This window comes from Rhizobium sp. RU20A, from assembly GCF_900155885.1.
In the GTDB taxonomy this organism is placed as follows: domain Bacteria; phylum Pseudomonadota; class Alphaproteobacteria; order Rhizobiales; family Rhizobiaceae; genus RU20A.
In genome coordinates this window covers 1-18,762 of sequence record NZ_FTMB01000008.1, presented here as the reverse complement: position 1 = coordinate 18,762, position 18,762 = coordinate 1, and the positions used below count along the sequence as shown (strand labels likewise).

General features: G+C 62.7%; 16 protein-coding genes and 2 pseudogenes. 11 read left to right on the top strand and 7 right to left on the bottom strand.

The genetic code is table 11. From position 1 onward, the window contains the following. Positions 1-155 precede the first annotated feature (155 nt). The 10 genes and pseudogenes from F3H41_RS16915 to F3H41_RS16870 form a co-directional block, all read left to right on the top strand. Positions 156-776, top strand: a complete 621-nt coding sequence (locus F3H41_RS16915) for a cupin domain-containing protein (protein ID WP_149739867.1) — start codon at positions 156-158, stop codon at positions 774-776. A gap of 122 nt (positions 777-898) precedes the next feature. After that, positions 899-1,840, top strand: a complete 942-nt coding sequence (locus tag F3H41_RS16910; protein WP_149739866.1) for a substrate-binding domain-containing protein — start codon at positions 899-901, stop codon at positions 1,838-1,840. A 71-nt stretch (positions 1,841-1,911) separates the two neighbouring features. Further along, on the top strand, positions 1,912-2,709 hold the full coding sequence (locus F3H41_RS16905; protein WP_149739865.1) for an ATP-binding cassette domain-containing protein: 798 nt from the start codon (positions 1,912-1,914) through the stop codon (positions 2,707-2,709). Between the two features lie 38 nt (positions 2,710-2,747). Next, positions 2,748-3,716, top strand: coding sequence for an ABC transporter permease (locus tag F3H41_RS16900; protein ID WP_244616255.1), 969 nt, complete (start codon positions 2,748-2,750; stop codon positions 3,714-3,716). A gap of 1 nt (position 3,717) precedes the next feature. Next, positions 3,718-4,809, top strand: a complete 1,092-nt coding sequence (locus tag F3H41_RS16895; RefSeq protein ID WP_188129512.1) for a phosphotriesterase — start codon at positions 3,718-3,720, stop codon at positions 4,807-4,809. A 27-nt stretch (positions 4,810-4,836) separates the two neighbouring features. After that, positions 4,837-5,601, top strand: a complete 765-nt coding sequence (locus F3H41_RS16890; protein ID WP_149739863.1) for a glutamine amidotransferase — start codon at positions 4,837-4,839, stop codon at positions 5,599-5,601. 10 nt (positions 5,602-5,611) lie between these two features. Then, the gene (locus F3H41_RS16885) at positions 5,612-6,517 is read left to right on the top strand and encodes a PfkB family carbohydrate kinase (RefSeq protein ID WP_149739862.1); all 906 of its coding nucleotides are present in this window, start codon (positions 5,612-5,614) and stop codon (positions 6,515-6,517) included. Positions 6,518-6,522: 5 nt separating this feature from the next. After that, entirely contained in the window at positions 6,523-7,356 is an 834-nt protein-coding gene (locus F3H41_RS16880) for a BtpA/SgcQ family protein (protein WP_149739986.1), read from the top strand. Beyond that, the gene (locus F3H41_RS16875) at positions 7,353-8,621 is read left to right on the top strand and encodes a Zn-dependent hydrolase (RefSeq protein WP_149739861.1); all 1,269 of its coding nucleotides are present in this window, start codon (positions 7,353-7,355) and stop codon (positions 8,619-8,621) included. Before F3H41_RS16880 ends, F3H41_RS16875 begins: the two co-directional genes overlap by 4 nt. A gap of 150 nt (positions 8,622-8,771) precedes the next feature. Beyond that, positions 8,772-8,926 (top strand): annotated as a pseudogene (locus F3H41_RS16870) (IS3 family transposase); the annotation flags it as partial. 913 nt (positions 8,927-9,839) lie between these two features. On the opposite strand, the gene F3H41_RS16860 reads toward F3H41_RS16870, so the two are convergent. The 4 genes from F3H41_RS16860 to F3H41_RS16845 form a co-directional block, all read right to left on the bottom strand. Next, positions 9,840-10,580, bottom strand: coding sequence for an ATP-dependent Zn protease (locus tag F3H41_RS16860; protein ID WP_210246671.1), 741 nt, complete (start codon positions 10,578-10,580; stop codon positions 9,840-9,842). Next, positions 10,567-12,591, bottom strand: coding sequence for an ATP-binding protein (locus tag F3H41_RS21440; protein ID WP_210246670.1), 2,025 nt, complete (start codon positions 12,589-12,591; stop codon positions 10,567-10,569). Before F3H41_RS21440 ends, F3H41_RS16860 begins: the two co-directional genes overlap by 14 nt. Then, on the bottom strand, positions 12,591-12,965 hold the full coding sequence (locus F3H41_RS16850) for a hypothetical protein (RefSeq protein ID WP_149739858.1): 375 nt from the start codon (positions 12,963-12,965) through the stop codon (positions 12,591-12,593). Before F3H41_RS16850 ends, F3H41_RS21440 begins: the two co-directional genes overlap by 1 nt. An 84-nt stretch (positions 12,966-13,049) precedes the next feature. Continuing rightward, entirely contained in the window at positions 13,050-13,964 is a 915-nt protein-coding gene (locus tag F3H41_RS16845) for a hypothetical protein (RefSeq protein WP_149739857.1), read from the bottom strand. 519 nt (positions 13,965-14,483) lie between these two features. On the opposite strand from F3H41_RS16845, the pseudogene F3H41_RS16840 reads away from it, so the two are divergent. Further along, positions 14,484-15,379: pseudogene (locus F3H41_RS16840) on the top strand (IS3 family transposase); the annotation flags it as partial. A gap of 51 nt (positions 15,380-15,430) precedes the next feature. On the opposite strand, the gene istB reads toward F3H41_RS16840, so the two are convergent. The 3 genes from istB to F3H41_RS16825 form a co-directional block, all read right to left on the bottom strand. Further along, positions 15,431-16,309 (bottom strand): IS21-like element helper ATPase IstB, encoded by an 879-nt coding sequence (istB, locus tag F3H41_RS16835; RefSeq protein WP_149739856.1) that lies wholly within the window; start codon positions 16,307-16,309, stop codon positions 15,431-15,433. Next, on the bottom strand, positions 16,306-17,568 hold the full coding sequence (gene istA, locus F3H41_RS16830; protein ID WP_149739855.1) for an IS21 family transposase: 1,263 nt from the start codon (positions 17,566-17,568) through the stop codon (positions 16,306-16,308). Before istA ends, istB begins: the two co-directional genes overlap by 4 nt. 352 nt (positions 17,569-17,920) lie before the next feature. Next, the coding region (locus tag F3H41_RS16825; protein WP_188129511.1) for an alpha/beta fold hydrolase at positions 17,921-18,762 on the bottom strand (842 nt) is incomplete at its 5' end.

Sequence of the window (18,762 nt, the reverse complement as noted above, 5' to 3'; positions counted from 1 at the left end):
GATGTCATTCCACGGTGTTTGAGGGTTGGCCGGCGTGGTTCAGGAAGCGCATTTCGCTTCTGCACGGCCGACCTTTCGGGCCTTTTCCTGCTCGACTGGACAGGTCCTTCAGCGCACCCCTATAATGGCGCATCAAGAGATGCGAACACCCAACCATGAATATCGCCAATCCTACTCTTGCCGCCGATAGCGCGCGAGAGGACAAGATCCATTCAAATCCGCAGAGGCTCGGTGCCCGTCTCCGGCTTGCGCGGCAAACGCGTGGGCTGACGTTGAAGTCGCTGGCGCTGGCGGCGGACTGTTCGGAAAGCCTGCTGTCGAAGATCGAGAACGGCAAGGCGTCTCCCTCGCTGCCGATGCTGCATCGGCTGGTCCAGGCGCTCGATTCCAACATAGGCTGGATGTTCGAGGAAACCGATGCCGATGAAAGTGTCGTGTTCCGGGCCGGGAAGCGCCCGCTGATTTCGCTTGATCCCCTGCGTCGCGGCGAAGGCATTTCGCTGGAGCGCGTTATCCCCTATTCGCCGGGGCATCTTCTGCAATGCAATATCCACCACATCGACGTCGGTGGGGAAAGCGCCGGGCCGATCCAGCATGTGGGCGAGGAGGTCGGTTATGTGCTGGTGGGGGAAATCGAGCTGATGATCGCGGAAAAGACCTTCCGTCTCTCGGCAGGAGACAGCTTCGTCTTCAACTCCGAGCTGGCGCACTGGTACCGCAATGTCGGCACAGAGCGGGCGTCCATCTTCTGGGTCAATACGCCTCCGACATTCTGAAGCCACCGCAGCGACAATCCCATCGGGTCAATTCAAGACGCTTGACAAGAATTCAAGTTACTTGAATACTCCTCCCCGTCAGATCGATGCCGGAAAAGGCATCCTACAAGGGGAACCAAAAAATGGGTCGGACTCGCTATCTTCTCGGCTGCGCCGCAGCCGTCGCCATGACGCTTTCCATGGGCGTCTCCCATGCCTTTGCAGAAACCTTCGCGCTGGTGACCATCAACCAGCAGGCGCTGTTCTTCAACCAGATCAATGATGGCGCGACGGCGGCTGCCAAGGCTGTCGGTGCGGATCTGGTGATCTTCAACGCCAATAACGTCCCGGCCGCGCAGAATGACGCGATCGAGAACTACATCACGCAGAAGGTCGACGGCATCATCCTGGTTGCCATCGACGTCAACGGCGTAAAGCCGGCCATCACGGCTGCGAAGAACGCCGGCATTCCGGTCATCGCCATCGACGCGCAGATTCCCGAGGGTGACAACATCGCCTTCGTCGGCGTGGACAACACAGCGGCCGGCAAGGAGATCGGCAAGTTCTTTTCCGACTATGTGAAGAGCGACATGAACGGTGAAGCCAAGGTCGGCGTCGTCGGCGCTCTCAACTCGTTCATCCAGAACCAGCGCCTCGATGGCTTCAAGGCTGCGGTTTCCGAAGGCGGAGAGAAGGTCACCTTCCTCGACACGGTCGATGGCCAGAACGTACAGGACGTTGCACTTTCGGCAGCAGAGAACCTCATGACGGCCAATCCCGACATGAACGCGCTCTATGCCACGGGCGAGCCCGCGCTGCTCGGGGCCGTTTCCGCCGTCACGAGCCAAGGCCGTCAGGACTCCATCAAGGTCTTCGGCTGGGATCTGACGAAGTCGGCCATTGACGGCATCGATCAGGGTTTTGTGACCGCCGTTATCCAGCAGGACCCGGCCGGTGAAGGCAAGGCCGCCGTCGAAGCGCTGATGAAGGTGAAGAAGGGCAAGACGATCGACAAGATCATCAACGTGCCCGTCACGATCGTGACCAAGGCCAACGTCGATCAGTATCGCGAGATGTTCAAGTAAGCTGGACTGTCGCCGACTGCCCGTTTCCCCGCCGGGAGCGGGCAGTCGCATTCCTCGCAAGGGCATCGCACATGACCGACACTGCCGTCAGCCGCGTCCGCATGGCCGGCATATCGAAGCGCTACGGCGCGCTGAAATCGCTCGACAACGCATCGCTGGATTTGAAGCCCGGGGAAGTCCTCGGCCTCGTCGGCGACAATGGCGCGGGCAAGTCCACCCTCAGCAAGGTTCTCTCCGGCGCCGTCATCCCGGACAGCGGCACGATCGAGATCGACGGCAAGACCGTCTCGTTTGCGTCGCCCGCTGATGCGCGCGCCGCTCGCATCGAGATGGTCTATCAGGACCTCGCGCTCTGCGACACGATCGACGTTGCTGGTAATCTCTTCCTCGGCCGCGAACCGAAGCGCCGCATCGGCGGCGTTCCCGTGCTGAACAAAAAGCTGATGCATGAGCGGGCTCGGGACATGCTCTCCAACCTCGGCATCGTCATTCCCGACACGCGGATGAAGGTGGAAAATCTCTCAGGCGGCCAGCGTCAGTCGATCGCGATCGGCCGTGCGGCCTCCTTCAATCCTTCCGTGCTCATCATGGACGAGCCGACCGCAGCCCTTGCCGTCGCAGAAGTCGAGGCGGTGCTGGAACTGATCCGCACAGTTTCGAAGCGCGGCGTCTCGGTCATTCTCATCACCCACCGCCTGCAGGATCTCTTCCTCGTCTGCGATCGCATTCAGGTCATGTATGAAGGCCGCAACGTCGCCGAGCGGCGGATCGAGGACACCAATATCGAAGAGGTCGTCAACCTCATCGTCGGGCGCAAGTTCGCTGCCCGGTCCGCAGGCCATCAGGCTGAAAGGAGCCTTTCCGCATGAGCTCCGAACCCAATGCCTATACCGGCCATGCACCGCGCATGCGCGAGGCGACTCTTCTCGACAAGGCCATCTCCAATGGCGGCGTCATGTCGATCGGCCTGTTCTTTATCGTCTGCTGCATCTTCTTCTCGCTGACGACAGACGCCTTCCTGACGGCGCCGAACCTGCTCAACATCGTCAGGCAGTCAGCGCCGCTCCTGATCGTGGCGGCTGCCATGACCTTCGTCATCACCACGGGTGGCATCGACCTGTCGGTCGGCTCGGTCCTTGCATTGACGGCGACGCTTTCGGCGGCCGCGCTACAGGCCGGCATTCCCTGGCCCTTCGCCATCCTGATGATGCTGGCGCTGGGCGCGCTGGTCGGCGTCATCCAGGGCTATTTCATTGCCTATGAACGCATCCCCGCCTTCATCGTGACGCTCGCCGGTCTGTCGGTCATCCGCGGCTTCGCGCTGCTGATCACGGGCGGCTACTCCATACCCATCGAGCCGACGAGCCCCTTCGTGCTGATCGGCCGGGCCTGGGTGTTCGGCATTCCCGCGCCGGCGCTGATCGCGGTCGCCGTTCTCGCCATTGCCTATCTGGTCTTCAACGAAACGCATTTCGGCCGCTACGTCACCGGCGTCGGGGCCAACAACGAAGCCACGCGCCGTGCCGGCGTCAACACCAAGCGCATCATCCTGTGGGTCTATGTCCTCTCGGGTACGGCTGCGGCTGCGGCCGGCATCATTCTTTCGGCCCGTCTCGGCTCCGGCTCGTCCAACGCCGGCCAGGGCTTCGAGCTGGACGTCATCGCAGCCGTGGTTCTCGGCGGCACCAGCCTCTTCGGCGGGCGCGGTTCGCTGGCCGGAACGATCCTCGGTGCCTTGACCGTCGCGGTTCTCGCCAACGGGCTCATCCTGTCGCACCTGTCGCCCTTCTTCACGCCGATCGTCACCGGTTTCATCATCCTCGTGGCCATCTGGCTGAATTTCCGCCTGTTCCGCGGCGGGGCGAAGGGGCGCTGAGATGCTGGATCACCTGTTTGCCGACGCGACGCGCCCGCGTCATCCGATCGGGGTTTCGACCGGATGCGCGATGACGGTCACCGGCCCCGTTCCGGTCGATGACCTCGGCATCACGCTGATGCACGAGCACATCTTTCTCGATGGCGCACGCAGCTGGATCTGCCCCTGTCATCCGGACGAGAAGGCGATCGCCGAGCAGAAGGTCTCCATGGAGATCATCGGCGAGCTGCGCATGAACCCCTACATGAACCGCGACAACGTTTCGCTGGATGATGGCGATCTTGCACTCGGCGAACTCAAGCGGTTCCAGGCGCTCGGCGGCTGCACGGTGGTCGAGACCACCAATTTCGGTATCGGCCGGGATGCGGAGGGGCTGGCCCGTATCGCGCGCATGTCGGGTCTGCGGATCGTCATGGGCACCGGTTTCTATCTTGAGCACACCCATCCCGACTGGCTGAAGGCGATGGATGTTGACGAGGTCACGGCCTTCATCGTCAACGATGTCGGGGGCGGGGAAACCCAGCCCGAGATCTTGGCCGGCATCATCGGCGAGGTCGGCGTCAGCCGTCACTTCACGGCGGAAGAGGAGAAGTCGCTGCGCGCCTCGGCCCGCGCCTCGCGTCTTACCGGCCTGCCGCTCTCCATCCACCTGCCGGGCTGGGAACGGCTCGCCCATCGCGTTCTCGATGTCATTCAGGAGGAGGGTGCGGATCTTCGCCACACCGTGCTCTGCCACATGAACCCGAGCCATGACGATCTCGATTACCAGATGGCGCTCGCCCGGCGCGGCGCCTTCCTCGAATACGACATGATCGGCATGGACTATTATTACGCCGATCAGGACGCGCAATCGCCCTCCGACGAGCAGAATGCGCGTGCCATCGCCACGCTTGTCGACAAGGGCTTTGCCGACAGGCTGCTCCTGTCGCAGGATGTGTTCCTGAAGATCATGCTCACCCGCTATGGCGGCTTCGGCTACGGCTACATCCTCAAGCATTTCCTGCCGCGCCTGAAACGCCATGGCGTGGATCAGGCCGCCATCGACCGCATGCTGGTCGAAAATCCGAAAACCGTCTTTTCCGCCGGGCGGTAAGCCACGGCCATCCTTCAGGGAGTTTCCATGACCAAGAAAAAAGTGCTGCTCGCCGGCGAATCCTGGGTGTCGACCGCAACACATATCAAGGGCTTCGACCAGTTTCCGACCGTGACCTACCACACTGGCGCGGATGAACTTCTGAACGCGCTGAAGGACAGCCCGTTCGACGTGACCTTCATGCCCGCCCACGAGGCGCAGCGCGATTTCCCGATGACGCTCGAAGGGCTGCAGGCCTATGACGCGATCGTGCTGTCGGATATCGGCGCCAATACGCTGCTGCTGCACCCCGACACCTGGATCCATTCCAAGCGCACGCCCAACCGCCTGAAGCTCTTGAAGGAATATGTGGCCAAGGGCGGCGCACTGCTGATGTTCGGCGGCTACTACTCCTTCCAGGGCATCAATGGTGGCGCGCGCTTCCGGAACACGGCCGTGGAAGAGGTTCTGCCCGTCTCCTGCCTCGCCTTCGACGATCGTGTCGAGGTTCCCGAAGGCTTCACGCCCGTTGTATCAGGCGATGCCACCCATCCGATCCTCAAGGGCATTTCCGGCGAGTTCCCCTATCTGCTCGGCTTCAACGAAGTGACGCTGAAGGACGGCGCCGAGCAGTTGATGACGGTCTCCAGCGAATACGGTTCCCTGCCGCTGCTCGTCACCGGCACCTACGGCGAGGGCCGCACGCTGGTCTGGACGTCGGATGTCGGACCGCACTGGCTGCCGCCGGAGTTCATCGCTTGGCCCGGATACAAGACCCTGTTCGAACAGATGCTCGCCTGGGCGACGGACTGAGCCTATCCCCATGGCCATCCACGTCGTCGGCAATGTCTGCGTAGACAGCAGCTTTCACCTGGTGCGGCTTCCGCAGCCGGGCGAGACGTTGAACGCGGATGCCGTCGACGAAGGACTGGGCGGGAAGGGTGCAAATCAGGCAGTTGCAGCGGCGCGCACCGGCGCCGCCGTCACTCTCTGGACGGCAGTTGGCAGGGATGCGTTCGCACAGCGGATGCACGATATGCTTTCGGCCGAGATCGATGATCTTCGCCTGTCGCGTCTCGACCTCCCAAGCGATCGCTCCGTCGTGCTTGTGGATCGACGGGGCGAAAACGTCATTGTCACCGCGGCTGGCTGCGCAACCGCCTTCGACCCCCTCCGCGAGGGCATGCTGATCAAGGCATTCAAGAAGGGCGACATGCTGCTGATGCAGGGCAATCTACAGGCATCGGTCACGGCTTCCTGCCTTCGGCAGGCCCGTGCGGCGGGCCTTTTCACGGTCCTCAATCCGAGCCCCCTGTCTGCCGCCAAAATGGAACTCGACAGCGTCTCTCTTCTCATAGCCAACCGCCCGGAGGCTGAAAGGCTGACGGGAGAGACTGATCCGCAGGCGGCGGCCGGGCGGCTGCGCGCGCTTGGCATCGACCAGGTCGTGATCACGCTCGGCGGCGACGGCGCGCTTGTGCTGGACGGCCGGGCGACCCTCCACATTCCGGCCCGCCACGTCGACGTGGTTGATACGAGCGGCGCCGGTGACTGCTTTGCGGGAACCCTTGCAGGGCTTCTGCATCGTGGCCTGCCCCTGGCGCGTGCCGCCGACGCCGCCAGTGCCGCCGCGGCACTTTCTGTCAGCCGCACCGGAACACTGGCTGCCTTTCCCTCGCGGGCGGAACTCGCCGCCCTCCTTCCATCCCCGAAACCGGACATCGCGTGACCATCATGAGCAACCCCATCGGACGACAGGACAACACGGTGCTGAATACCCTCTTCGGGCGCGACAAGCCGATCATCGGGGTGGTGCACCTCATGCCGCTTCCCGGCGCGCCGCGCTATGACGACGAGGGGGTCGAGGCGATTTATGCGCGCGGTCTGTCCGATGCGAAAGCCTATCTCCATGGTGGCTGCGATGCCGTGATCGTCGAAAACCACGGCGACGTTCCCTTCTCCAAGCCCGACGATATCGGCCACGAAACCTCTGCCCACATGGCGGTCGTCGCCGACCGGATTCGCCGGGAGCTTGGCCGGCCAATCGGCATCAATGTGCTCGCCAATGCCGCCATTCCCGCGCTTGCCATCGCATCGGCATCCTCGGCCTCGTTCATCCGCGTGAACCAGTGGGCCAATGCCTACGTCGCCAACGAAGGCATCGTGGAGGGAGAATCGGCCCGCGCCATGCGCTACCGTGCCCATCTGCGCGCTCGCGGCATCCGCATCTTTGCCGATGCCCACGTCAAGCACGGCGCCCATGCCATCGTCGGCGACCGGCCGGTCGAGGAGCAGGTCAAGGACCTCGTCTTTTTCGATGCCGATGTCATCATTGCGACGGGACAGCGGACCGGTCATGCCGCCGACACCGGTTATATCGGAATGATCAAGCAAGCGGCCGGCCTGCCAACGCTGGTGGGCAGTGGTGTGACCCACGAAAATGCAAACGACATCCTGTCCGTCGCGGATGGCGTCATCATCGCCAGCGCGCTGAAATACGACGGTGTATGGTGGAATGCTGTAGAGCCCGAGCGCGTCACCCGTTTCATCGCAGGCCTGCATCGATGAGCTTTGCCGCTGCGGTCAACGGCTCCCGGCTTCTGCGCTCGCTTGCCGAGTTCGCAGCCATCGGTGCGACGCCGGCCGGGGGCGTTAACCGGCAAGCGCTGAGCCCGGAGGATCGCGCCGCTCGCAGGCTCCTCGCAGAGCGGGCACAGGCGCGCGGCTTTTCGATCTTCCAGGACGAGGCGGCCAATCTCTTTGTTCGCCGCCGCGGCAACCATGACGGTCTGCCCGCGGTGCTGATCGGCAGCCATCTGGATAGCCAGCCCACCGGCGGACGCTTCGACGGAGCGCTCGGCACCCTCAGCGCCTTCGAGGTGTTGGAGGCGATTGAGGATGCCGGTATCGCGACCGTGCGACCCATCGAGGTGGTGGCCTTCACCAACGAGGAGGGCTGTCGCTACGCTCCCGGCTGCATGGGGTCCATGGCTTTTGCGGGCTTGCATGCCATCAACGAATGGAACGCTGCGGCGGCGCCGGATGGAACCCATCTTGCGCAGGACCTGGCCGACACGCTCGCCGCGCTTCCGGAGGCCATGATACGGCCCGAGCGACCGGAGGTCTTCGCCTTCATCGAGTTGCATATCGAGCAGGGACCTGTGCTGGAGCGCGAGGGCGTTCCCATCGGCGTGGTGACCGCCGTTCAGGGGACGAAATGGCTGGAAGTCACCCTTACCGGGGAGGCGGCTCATGCCGGAACCACGCCCCGGGAATTCCGCAAGGACGCCATGGCGGCGGCAGCGGAGGCCATTGCGGCCTTGCAGGCCACTGTCATGGTGGTCGATCCGCAGGCGCGGCTGACCGTTGGACGCCTTTCGCTAGAGCCCGGCTCGATCAACGTCATCCCTCGACGGGTGACGTTTACGATCGATATCCGCCATCCGGAAAGAATGTTGCTTGCGGATCTCGAGGAACAGGTGCGTACCACATGCGCGATGGCGGCAGAGCGGTGGAGGTGCTCCTTGGAGATCGCTTCGCGCCTCGACATGGCGCCCGGCGTGTTCGAGCCGGTGCTGACTGCTGCGATCGAAACCGCCTGCCAGACACAGGGGGTCGCTTATCGGCGAATGACGTCGGGAGCGTTTCACGACGCTTTGTTCGTGAACCGCATCGCGCCGAGTGCCATGATCTTCGTTCCCTGCCGCGGCGGCATTAGTCACAACGAGGCAGAATTCGTCGCCGCCGATGATATCGTGCAAGGCGCCGCAACCCTTCTCGATGTGACGCTTGACCTCGCAAACCGGAATCCAACACTGCGGGTCATGACGTGAAGGCGGCCCGCACCCCGATCAATATCGGGCTACCGTTTCAGTTTGAAATGCCTCCGGGTTTGCCGGTGACCGCTTGGTTCCGGTTATGCGATCATAGTTGGCGCGCGACGGTGCAACAGGCAATGTCGCAACCCTCCCGATCAAATATAAAAGGTCTATCTCCACGCCTACAAAACAGTTTCCGAGGCTCTCGCCAGCATCGCCGCTATCTGATTTTTTACAACACGCGCCGCGTTCATCTTCACCGGCAAACGCCGGATCAGGCCTACTTCAACGCCTTGGTACCAATGATGGTGACGGCATAGTCGAGGCGGAAATGCACTTTGCGAAATACCCGCAACTGTTCAGCCAAACCGAACCACCCCGTATGATGGCATGACTGACCTGAAACCTTAAACGAGACGCTGGTAACAGTCGGTTGCAGCTCAGCTTGCGCTATCGGTTCTGAACAACTGCTTCTTCCCTGCACCCGTTTCACTTCTAGTCCGGTGAACGTGGAGCAACAGAAGTGGCTTCTGGAGAAAGCAGTCCAATGCAGCGGACCTCGCCGACACCTCAGATCAAATCGGCCGCAAATTGAGACACATCAACTCAATTTACGCTGGCTCGATTCCGATATCGCGGCGGGCGATTCCTTTCCACCAGAAAGCGATTCAGGTGCAAACACCGTTTGCTTTCGCATGCAAAGGGAACAGCGTCATACCGGACGGGCTGCATGCTAAAGCTGGCGAGGGTGGGCCGCACACAAGGTGCCATCAATTGCGCGACAGATGCTCCCTTGTGCAAAAGATCACCAGCTTGCTGACCCAAGCGGAAGAACGCGAAGCCTGCGCTCGTCCGCGTCCGCGATGAGATCGTTGATGGACTGGCATTGCATAGGCTTGACGGCAGCCAGAGCATGAATGCCGGTGACGTTATGGCTCTCAAGCGCGCCCATGCCCCCAGCTTGTCTTTGTTCAAACCATGACCTTGGCGCTGCTTGCAAGATGTGCCTGCCCCGTGACCATAGCGCTATTGCGACCCGGCTTTGACTTCATCCGGCCTGCACTTCCCAGCCCCTGCCGGCCCTTCCTCGTTTGTGCAAACGATCACCTCATTCCTCTGTCTTCCCTCCGTTACTTCCTATCACGACGTTTGCGCGGGAATCGGCGTTTTGGAGCCAGATACGGGGTTCTGGCGTAGGCCCGATGCGGAAATCATTTCCGCATCAGCAGGCTTCTATGCATCGGGTTCGACCGCACCGTCGAGCATCGCCCGCAACTCATCCCCTTCGACGACGGTGGCGGCGGCCAGGCGCCTGGCGATGGCGCGATGCCGGTCGCGATGCGCCTCGATCAGCCGGGTCGCGATCGCTTCTGCGGCAGTGAGCCTTGCATCAACCCGCGCCGCGAGGGTGTCATCGATCGTAAGGGCATGGCTGGCCGTGCTTGCAGAGCGATACAGCAGCGGGCGGTGGCGGGCGAAGCCGAGCCGGGTCTCGGCGGCAAGAGCCATCTCCGTTGCCCGGGCCAGATCGCTTTCCGCCGCGCCGCCCGCCCCGGCCAGGACATCGCCGATCACCAGCCGTTCGGCAGCCCGTCCCGCAAGCGTTGCCGCGATGGAGTTCATCAGCCATGCCTCGGTCTCCGGCAGATGGCTGTTGGCAACGGTCGTCACCCTGCCGAGGCCATTCAGTCCAATGCTGGCGCTTTCGACCTCCGCAATCCCCGTCAGCGTATAGACGAGGACATGGCCCGCCTCGTGAACACTGACGCGCCAGGCAAGCTCGTCGGACAGGCGGGGCTGTGCCTGGCGCAGTGCCGTCTCGATGTCGCTCCACACGATGTGCTTGCCTAAGCGTCTCAGCGAGCGGCGAACCTCGCGAACAAGACGCTCGATATCCGCTCCACTGCGTCCAAGGGCCAGCAGCGCAAGCGGGCGCAGATTGTCGAGGGACTGCGGGTGTTCACCGGTCTTCATGGCGGGGTCCTTTCGTGGCCTGCGTGTTGCTGCCCGTGTCGCTATCTGTGTCGCTTGTTGTATCGCGGTCCGTGTCGGGTGCGGTCGATGGCCTCCTGCTCCGTCGCAGCGGCTGGGCATTGATGGCAGGTGGGGGCTTGAGACGTGTTGCAACGCGGGGAGGGGGTGCCGAGGCCAGCACCCGCTCCAGATCGGGGCCGAGATGGCTGGCCAGAATACCGATGAGCGCATCGACATCCGGAAGCGAGATCGGAATATGGGTCTCCAGCCGTCCCGAGCGCAGCAGGGCGGGGTCGATCCGCTCCGGCAGGTTGGTCGCCCCGACGACGATGACGCCTTCGCGCCGCGATGCGCCATCGAGCAGCTCGAGCATGCGATTGATCATCGAGGTCCAGTAGTCGTCGTAGTTCCGGCTCGCCCCCGATGCGTGCCGTAAGCCGATGTTGTCGATCTCGTCGATGAACAGGATTGCCGGGGCCTTCTCAGCGGCAAAGGCGAAGGCACCCGACATGCGCTGCAGGACATCGCCGAGAAAGCCGGGCTCCAGCCAGTCGGCGACGGAGGTGGCGAGCAGGGGCACCTGCAAGGTGTTGCACAGCGCCCGCGCAAACAGGGTCTTGCCCGTCCCCGGCGGCCCCGAGAGCAGCAGACGGGTGCTCATCGCGTCCCAGGTCAGCTGACCGTCTCGCCACAGCGACAGATCGGCCTTCAGATCAAATGCCCAGTCGCGGGCCGCCCCGTAGCCGGACAGCGTTTCCACCAGCAGCGTCCGGTCGCGGCTATCTCTCGTCTCGGCAGGACGGCCCTTGTCGCTGACAGACCCTTTCGCGATCGTCTCTGGCCTCAGTGTCACGGGCTCGATGATCTCGATCTCATGTCCCTTGGACTTCGCCTTCTGCCGGGCTTTGCTGGTTTGTCGCCCGGTATCTGACGGCTGCCCGTCTTCGCTACCCGCTTTCTCCGTCTCGCTGTCTTCTCCGTCATGCCGCGCCGCCAGCATGGCCATGACCGACAGCGTCTGCTCCGGGCCGCGATCCGGACGGATGGCGAGCGCAATGTCGTCCAGGGAAAGGCGATCGGGTTCAAAGCCCATCGCCTCCATCAGCGTCAGACTGTGGCTCGGCGGCGTGCCGCAGCAAGCCTGCAACAGCTCGGCGATCATGGCGTGGTCGAAGCCGGGGCATTCGGCAATCATGTCGGCGGTCGCTGTCACAACCGGCGTGAGGGGCGCTCGTGTCTCATCGACGAGGATGATCGGGCAGGGCTCGTCCGTCAGGGCCTGGCGGAGGTGTCGCCTCACCATCGTCTCCTCCACGGACGCGACCGTCTTTCCGGACAGCGTCCTCAGCCGACGCTGGCCGGTCTCTGCCGACTGCCGGAACCGGCCCGACAGGGGCGTGTTGCGCAGGACATCGTCGAGGGCCGGCTTGAACGGCAGGATCAGGCCCTCCTCCAGCATCGCGGCGAGACACGTCTCGAAGCGCTTGACCGGCGCCTTGATGAGCAGGAAGGGAGCCGGGGCCCTGAGTACCGCGGTAAGCGCCTCCCTGTTTGCAAAGCTGGTGCCGATGGCGCGCGCGAGGAGAAGTGCCACGGCGACATGGACCGGGTTTGCCGCGGGCAGCTGCGCGGTGAGACATGTTGCGATGTATCGGAAATCGATCTCACCGATGGCGCAGGTGGCAGGGTCTGCCGCGCCATCTGAGGTGCCATTCACCGCCCCGTCTGGCGCTGAGATCGTGAAGTCGAAGGGTGTATCCCGCTGATGCCGCTGTGCGCCCTTGGTCCGCAGGAGCCGCGCGATGATCTCCCGATCCCGGGCCGGCGTCCCTGACAGGATGCGCCGCGCCTCGTCCGTCGCCCTAAAGGCCGTCTGCGACGCGGGATGACCGCGCAGGGCCGTCGCGGTAAGGAGCCCGGCCTTCTGCGCACGGTGGAAGGTCGCCATAAGGGCACGGTGGCGAAGAACGGTCAGGAGATGACGCGTCACGCGATCGGTCAAAGTCTCCATCACGCGTCCTCCCCGGCGGGAGGAGAGCAGTAGCGACGGTTTCCCGCCAGCCAGTCCCGCACCATGCGGCAGGTCGGATCGCCGGCATCGCATAGGGCCAGCAGCCAGACGCGAAGCTGCGGCGGCAGGCTGTCGAGAGCGACACCCTTGCGGCGCGCGAACGTGATGGCAGCCCGCACGACGGTGGCGACATGTGCGGCGTGATCGTCCGCCGCAGGGTCCGCGTGACCAGCGGGCTCCGAAAGCGTGGACTGACCAGGAAGCATGCTAACCAGAGGATTGGCAGAGGTCAGTGCGGTACACGGCGTGACCGGCACAGGACCGCGCACAGGCACAATCGGAAAGGGGATGATGTTGGAAGTCGATGGCGTCATGACAGACGTCTCCTCATCGCCTGACCGGTGGCCAGGCGGCAAAACGGGGTAACTAACGAAGAAGGTGTGGGTGGCCGAGCGCGCCTATGCGCCGACGGCGCGGGGTGCCCGCGCAAAGCCGATCGACACCGGCGGCCGATGGCGCCAGCCCTGATCCGATTGGCCGGGATCATCAGCGGCGTCTGTTGGCGTCAAGCGAGGCTCGGCATCATCACCAGGTGCCAGGGATGGGACGTCCGTTCGCTCACACGTTATCCGTGCCTGATCAGCAAGGGCCGCCGTCCAGTTCTGCCCGACCCGGCGCTGGAACAGATCGCGCAGCTCCGCCATGGCGGCACCTGCGCCCGTGACCTCAAGCAGGTGGTCGAGATGCGACAGCGGCCAGACACCGCCGGCAATATCGGCGCGCTGGTTTGCGGCGTTGAGGATGACGACACGCACCTCCTTGGCATTGAGACGCCGGTACTCCTTGTAGAGAAGATCGGGCACCACGAGCGCTGCCGCCAGCATGCGATGCTTCAGTTCCGCAATCCGCGATAGCTCGTAGGAGCCGAGACTGCGCTTCACATCGACGAGATGCGCCACGTCCGTGCGCCGGTTGAGAAGCAGAAGATCGGGCGTATAGCTCTTTCGCCCGCCGCTGTCGGCGTCGAGGCTGAGCGAGCGGTAAAGGGCCGGGTCGTTCCTGTCGACGAGTTCGCTGGCGGCCCGCGTCACCGGCAGGCGCAGGTTCTGGGTCAGCACGATGAGATCGGGATTGGCACCCGCAACCAGGCTGATGCCGCGCTCCAGCAGTTTGCCCTCTGCGACCGGCACGGCCCGCAGGGCCGCGGTGACGTCATTCAGTCCGGCATCGAGCGCGCGGCCGAGCGCTTCGCGCGACAGGCCCGGCGTCACGACATCGTCAACCAGCGCCGCCAGCGATGGCGAAAGCGCCGAGGAGTCGATCCTGTGTGGGTAGACGGGCGCGGTGGCGCCGACTTCGATAGTGTTTGTCATTGTCTCTCTCCTGAGGGCTACAGGATCAACTGGGCAGGGACGCGGCACGGGTTCGCGATGCAAGCGCGTTGCGTTCACGCCCTGCTGCCCGGTCGATTGGCCTGGATGCTCGGCCTAAATCTGTGAGCGCCAGTCGGGCAGAAGCCGCTGTGTGGTGGGGAGAGAGGGAGAAGCCGCTTCCGTGCGGGAAGCGAAGCATTTAAGGGTCGACATAGCCGGGGACCTTTCCAAGGAAGGTTGCTGGTCAGGCCCCCGTTCGGTGTTGGCGCACCGGCGGGGACCGCTAAGTGTCTGCAGATGTTCAGTTTCTGCGGACACCGTCGACATAGCCCGGAGAACGCACTCCGGCAAGGGATCAGAACGCATCCGGAACAAAGAGCCCGCGTATGGTTAACGCGGGGCTTAGGCGTCATCGTCTACCTTAACAATTGGCCGAACCTGACGTGCCCCCAGTAAATTGGGCCATTTAGAACTGGAATTTTCCATTTATCGTCCCTGCTGGGAGAGAGGAGAGTTCCGATGAAGGCATCGAAGTTTAGCGAGGCGCAGATCGCGTTTGTTTTGAAGCAGGCGGAGGACGGCACGCCGATCGGCGAGGTCTGCCGAAAGGCGGGCATTTCCGATGCGACGTTCTACAATTGGCGCAAGAAGTATGCGGGTCTGATGCCGTCCGAGATGAAGCGGTTGCGTCAGCTCGAGGAGGAGAACGCCAAGCTGAAGCGGATCGTCGCCGACCTTTCGCTGCATAAGGCTATGCTACAGGATGTTCTGTCAAAAAAGCTCTGAAGCCTGCCCGCAAGCGTTCACTCGTCGACAAGGTCCGGTCCGACTGGAAGATATCCACCCGCCGGGCCTGTGCGGTCCTCAATATCGACCGGTCGCTCTATGTCTACAAGTCGAAACGCGGCGAGCAGGCTGAACTGAAGCTGAGGATCAGAGACATTTGCCAGACACGTGTCCGGTATGGATACCGGCGCGTGCATATACTGCTTAAGCGTGACGGATGGCCGGTCAATCCGAAGAGAATCTATCGTCTTTACAAGGAGATGGACCTTCAACTGCGCAACAAGGTGCCAAAGCGGCGGGTGAAGGCAAAGCTGCGTTCAGACCGGACCGCAGCGACCCGGTCTAACCATGTCTGGGCCATGGACTTTGTGCATGACCAGCTGGCTACCGGCCGCAGGATCAGGGTCCTAACGGTCGTCGATACCTTCTCCCGCTTCTCGCCGGTTGTCGATGCACGGTTCAGCTATAAGGGGGAAGACGTCGTCCAGACCCTGGAACGCACATGCCGCCAGATTGGCTATCCGGCGGTCATTCGTGTCGATAACGGCAGCGAGTTCATCTCTCGCGATCTCGATCTGTGGGCCTATCACAAGGGCGTTGTGCTCGACTTTTCCCGGCCCGGCAAGCCGTGTCAATGCCGCTTCAAATTTCCCCAGAAGTGCCGAAGTAAAATTCCCCAGTTATGCCGAGGTGGACGACAGGACGGTGTGACCATTTTTCGGCGGTCGTCCGCGCCTTGGCGGCGGTGCGAAGGCCGGCAGCGTGATGAGGGCTTTGGAGCGCACATGCTCGGGCATGAGCTCGGCGTGCTGGCGTAGCCGATAGCTTGAGCCCTCGATTTGAACGACGACCGCATGATGCAGGAGCCGATCGAGCAACGCCGTTGCGACGACGGGATCGCCGAAGACATCGCCCCATTCCGCAAAGCCACGGTTTGAGGTCAGGATCATAGCCCCGCGCTCGTAACGGGCATTGACGAGCTGGAAGAACAGATTGCCGCCGCCGGTGACGACGGGCAGATAACCGATCTCATCGACGATCAGCAGACTGGGGCGGCAGAAGAAGCGGATGCGCTCCTGCAACCGGCCTTCACGCTCCGCTCGTGCGAGCGATGTGATCATGTCAGCGAGCGTGCAGAAGTAGACGCTCTTCCCAGCCTTGACGGCCTCGACGCCGAGTGCAGTTGCAAGGTGGCTCTTGCCTGTTCCCGGCGGTCCGAGGAAGTGGACGGCCTCGTTGCGCTCGATGAAGCCGAGTTGAGCAAGCGTGAAGATGCGATCCCTGTCGAGCGACGGCTGGAAGGTGAAGTCGGAGCCGCCCAGGGTCTTGATGGTGGCGAGCCTTCCCATCCTGAGCGCCGTCTTGATACGACTGTTCTCGCGTAGTGTTAGTTCCTCCGACAGCAGGATATTGATCGCTTCCAGGGCCGACAGCTCTCCGTGCTCGATGCGGCGCACGACATGGTCCAGCGCCTCTAGCGCGCGTGGCATCTTCAAACCGACGAGATCGTGACGAATGCGGTCGATCATCGACGGCATGGCATCGAGAGCGGCGCTCATGGGCGGTTCTCCCTTGCCAGGGCCTTGCCGACGGCATCGTAGAAAGCCAGGGGCCGCTGCGGGACTTTGTCACCGATGGGCTGGAGTGTAACGCCGGCATCACTTGCCTTTGGCCCGGAGCGCTGAGCGGTGATGTTCCGTCGGTGGTCTGGCTGCACGCGCCGTTGCTTGCGGCCCTCCAGGATCGGATGGACCGCGATTAGGGTTCCGTTCTCGAAGATGCGCAACTCATTGGCAAGCGAATGGACTTCGACCAGCCGGCTCCTGGTCGCGTCCGGGACGCTGTCGGCATTGCCGCCGACGCTGACCATGCCCTCGCGCGAGATGCGTCGCTCCAGCTTCAACACCGCCCGGAAAGGAGCCAGTGGCAGCGGCCGCAGATGCTGTCTCTCTTCGGCGAAGGCCTCGTTGACCACGCGCAGCGTCGTAGCATGCACTCTCGGATTGGCGACGGTATCCAGCCAATGCCGGAGCTGGGCATTGAGGTCGTCGAGGTTGCGGAAAGTCCGCGCCAGGAAAAAGTCCTCCCGAATATAGCGGAACGGCCGCTCGACCTTACCTTTGGTCTTGGCACGATAGGGCTGGCACGCTCTGGGGTGAAAGCCGTAATGGCGGGCGAGATCGAGGAGGGCGCGATTATAGACGATGCCCTCCGTCTGGCCTTCGCCGATGACCGCGGTCTTCATCCGGTCGTAGAGTATCTCCCTTGGCACGCCGCCGATCGCCTCGAAAGCCGCCACGTGGCAACGCAGCACTGTGGGTAGGTTCTGGTGCATGACGAAGCGCGCCCAGATGAGCCGGCTATGGCCGAGCACCATCGAGAACAGCCAGACGATCCTCGGCGTCATAGGCTCGTCGGTGAAGACGACATGGAACTGGGCGAAATCGACCTGCGCCTGCTCGCCGGGTGGCGTCTCGAAGCGGACCTCGAACCCCGCTGTCGCCGGCGGCCGCACATCCCGGAGGAAATCCGTCACGGCGGTATAGCCGCCGGTGTAGCCGCGTTCCCTGATCTCGCGAAGCAGTCGACTGCCTGTAAGGCCCGGATAGGCCTTCACGCGCTCGCGAAGATAGCTGGCGAACGGATCGATCACTGTCGATCTCGGCTTCCTCGGACCATAAGCGGGAGCCTCCATTCCACGCTCGATATATTTGCGCACCGTCTTGCGGTCGATGCCAGTCTGCCTGGCGATCGCCGACACCGACAGGCCTTGTCGATGCAAATCCAGGATCATCATCGTCTCCCTCAGCTTGATCACCAATTCCCTCCTTCCGGACATCGGAAGGAGTATCGATGACGACGCGCCGCCGGTCTTCCGGGGCGCGCCCCGGAAGACCGGCTACGGCGCAAACTGGGGAAGATTCAAACGGCACTTCTGGGGAGTATTGATCCGGCGCTTGGAGAGACCCTGCAGAACAGACCATGGAAGATCATGTCAATCGGAAGACGAAAGTAGTCGCAACGGTTCTGATCAATGACGGTTGATATCAGTTCTTGTTACGAAGAAGTAATATCACGTTCGCGTCCATGTGATCTTCTTCCGCCGATATAGCAACCTGTAAAATCGCTCTGGTTGGACACATCACAACAGGTGAGCCGAGATTGCAACCTCAGTAACCGAGTTGAATCAGGCGGACGGGGGATGCGATGGTGGAGCGGATGGCCTGTGCTCCGGTTCGGGCAAGGCGTAACCCGAGCCCCGCATCGTCGGTATCGATCCGCTGGCTAGACAGCCGGGCCGCGAGTGCCTGCAACATCTCGGAATTCTGCGCAAAGGCTGTGTGCCCCAGCATGTCCGCCTGCTTCACGTCCGTCGCATCGATCACGCTGATGCCTTCACGTGCCAGTTCCGCCTTGTAGGGCCTGAGGTCCATCGATCCGAGCCTGCCGACATCCCCGGCGATGAAGGTGGAGGCTGCCAGCGCCATATCATTGCGCGAGGCATAGACCGTGAAGCGCGGCCGTTGCGCTCCCATCTCGGTGACCTGCCGCCTGAACACGTCGACATCGATATCCGGGGACGCCAGCACGACATTGCGCACCTTCGGCGAGACACGCCCGGATTTCATCGCCACGTCCCGCAGCGCCTCCATGGTCAACCATGTGCCCATCGAGTGGGCAAGCACAGTGATGTCGGCCACATCGGGGCTGCTGATCGCCTTTTCGAGCACGGCCACCAGCCCGAAGCGGGAATAGATCGTGCTTTCCCTGTCATAGACATAGTCGAGCGTGCTGCCTCGCGATGGCCATGTAAAAAGAACCGGCGCCGCATCGGCGTGAATATCATGGGTAATCTGGGCAAAGCGGAACACGGCATCGGCATAGGTGGTGTTGAAGCCATGAACGAAGATCAGAACCCGCCGCTTGCCGCCGCTGGTACGCCTGAACCAGTCCATCGCGCCGTCTTCGGTCATCTCGTCGGCTTTCGACACCACAAAGGCGGTTTTCGGGT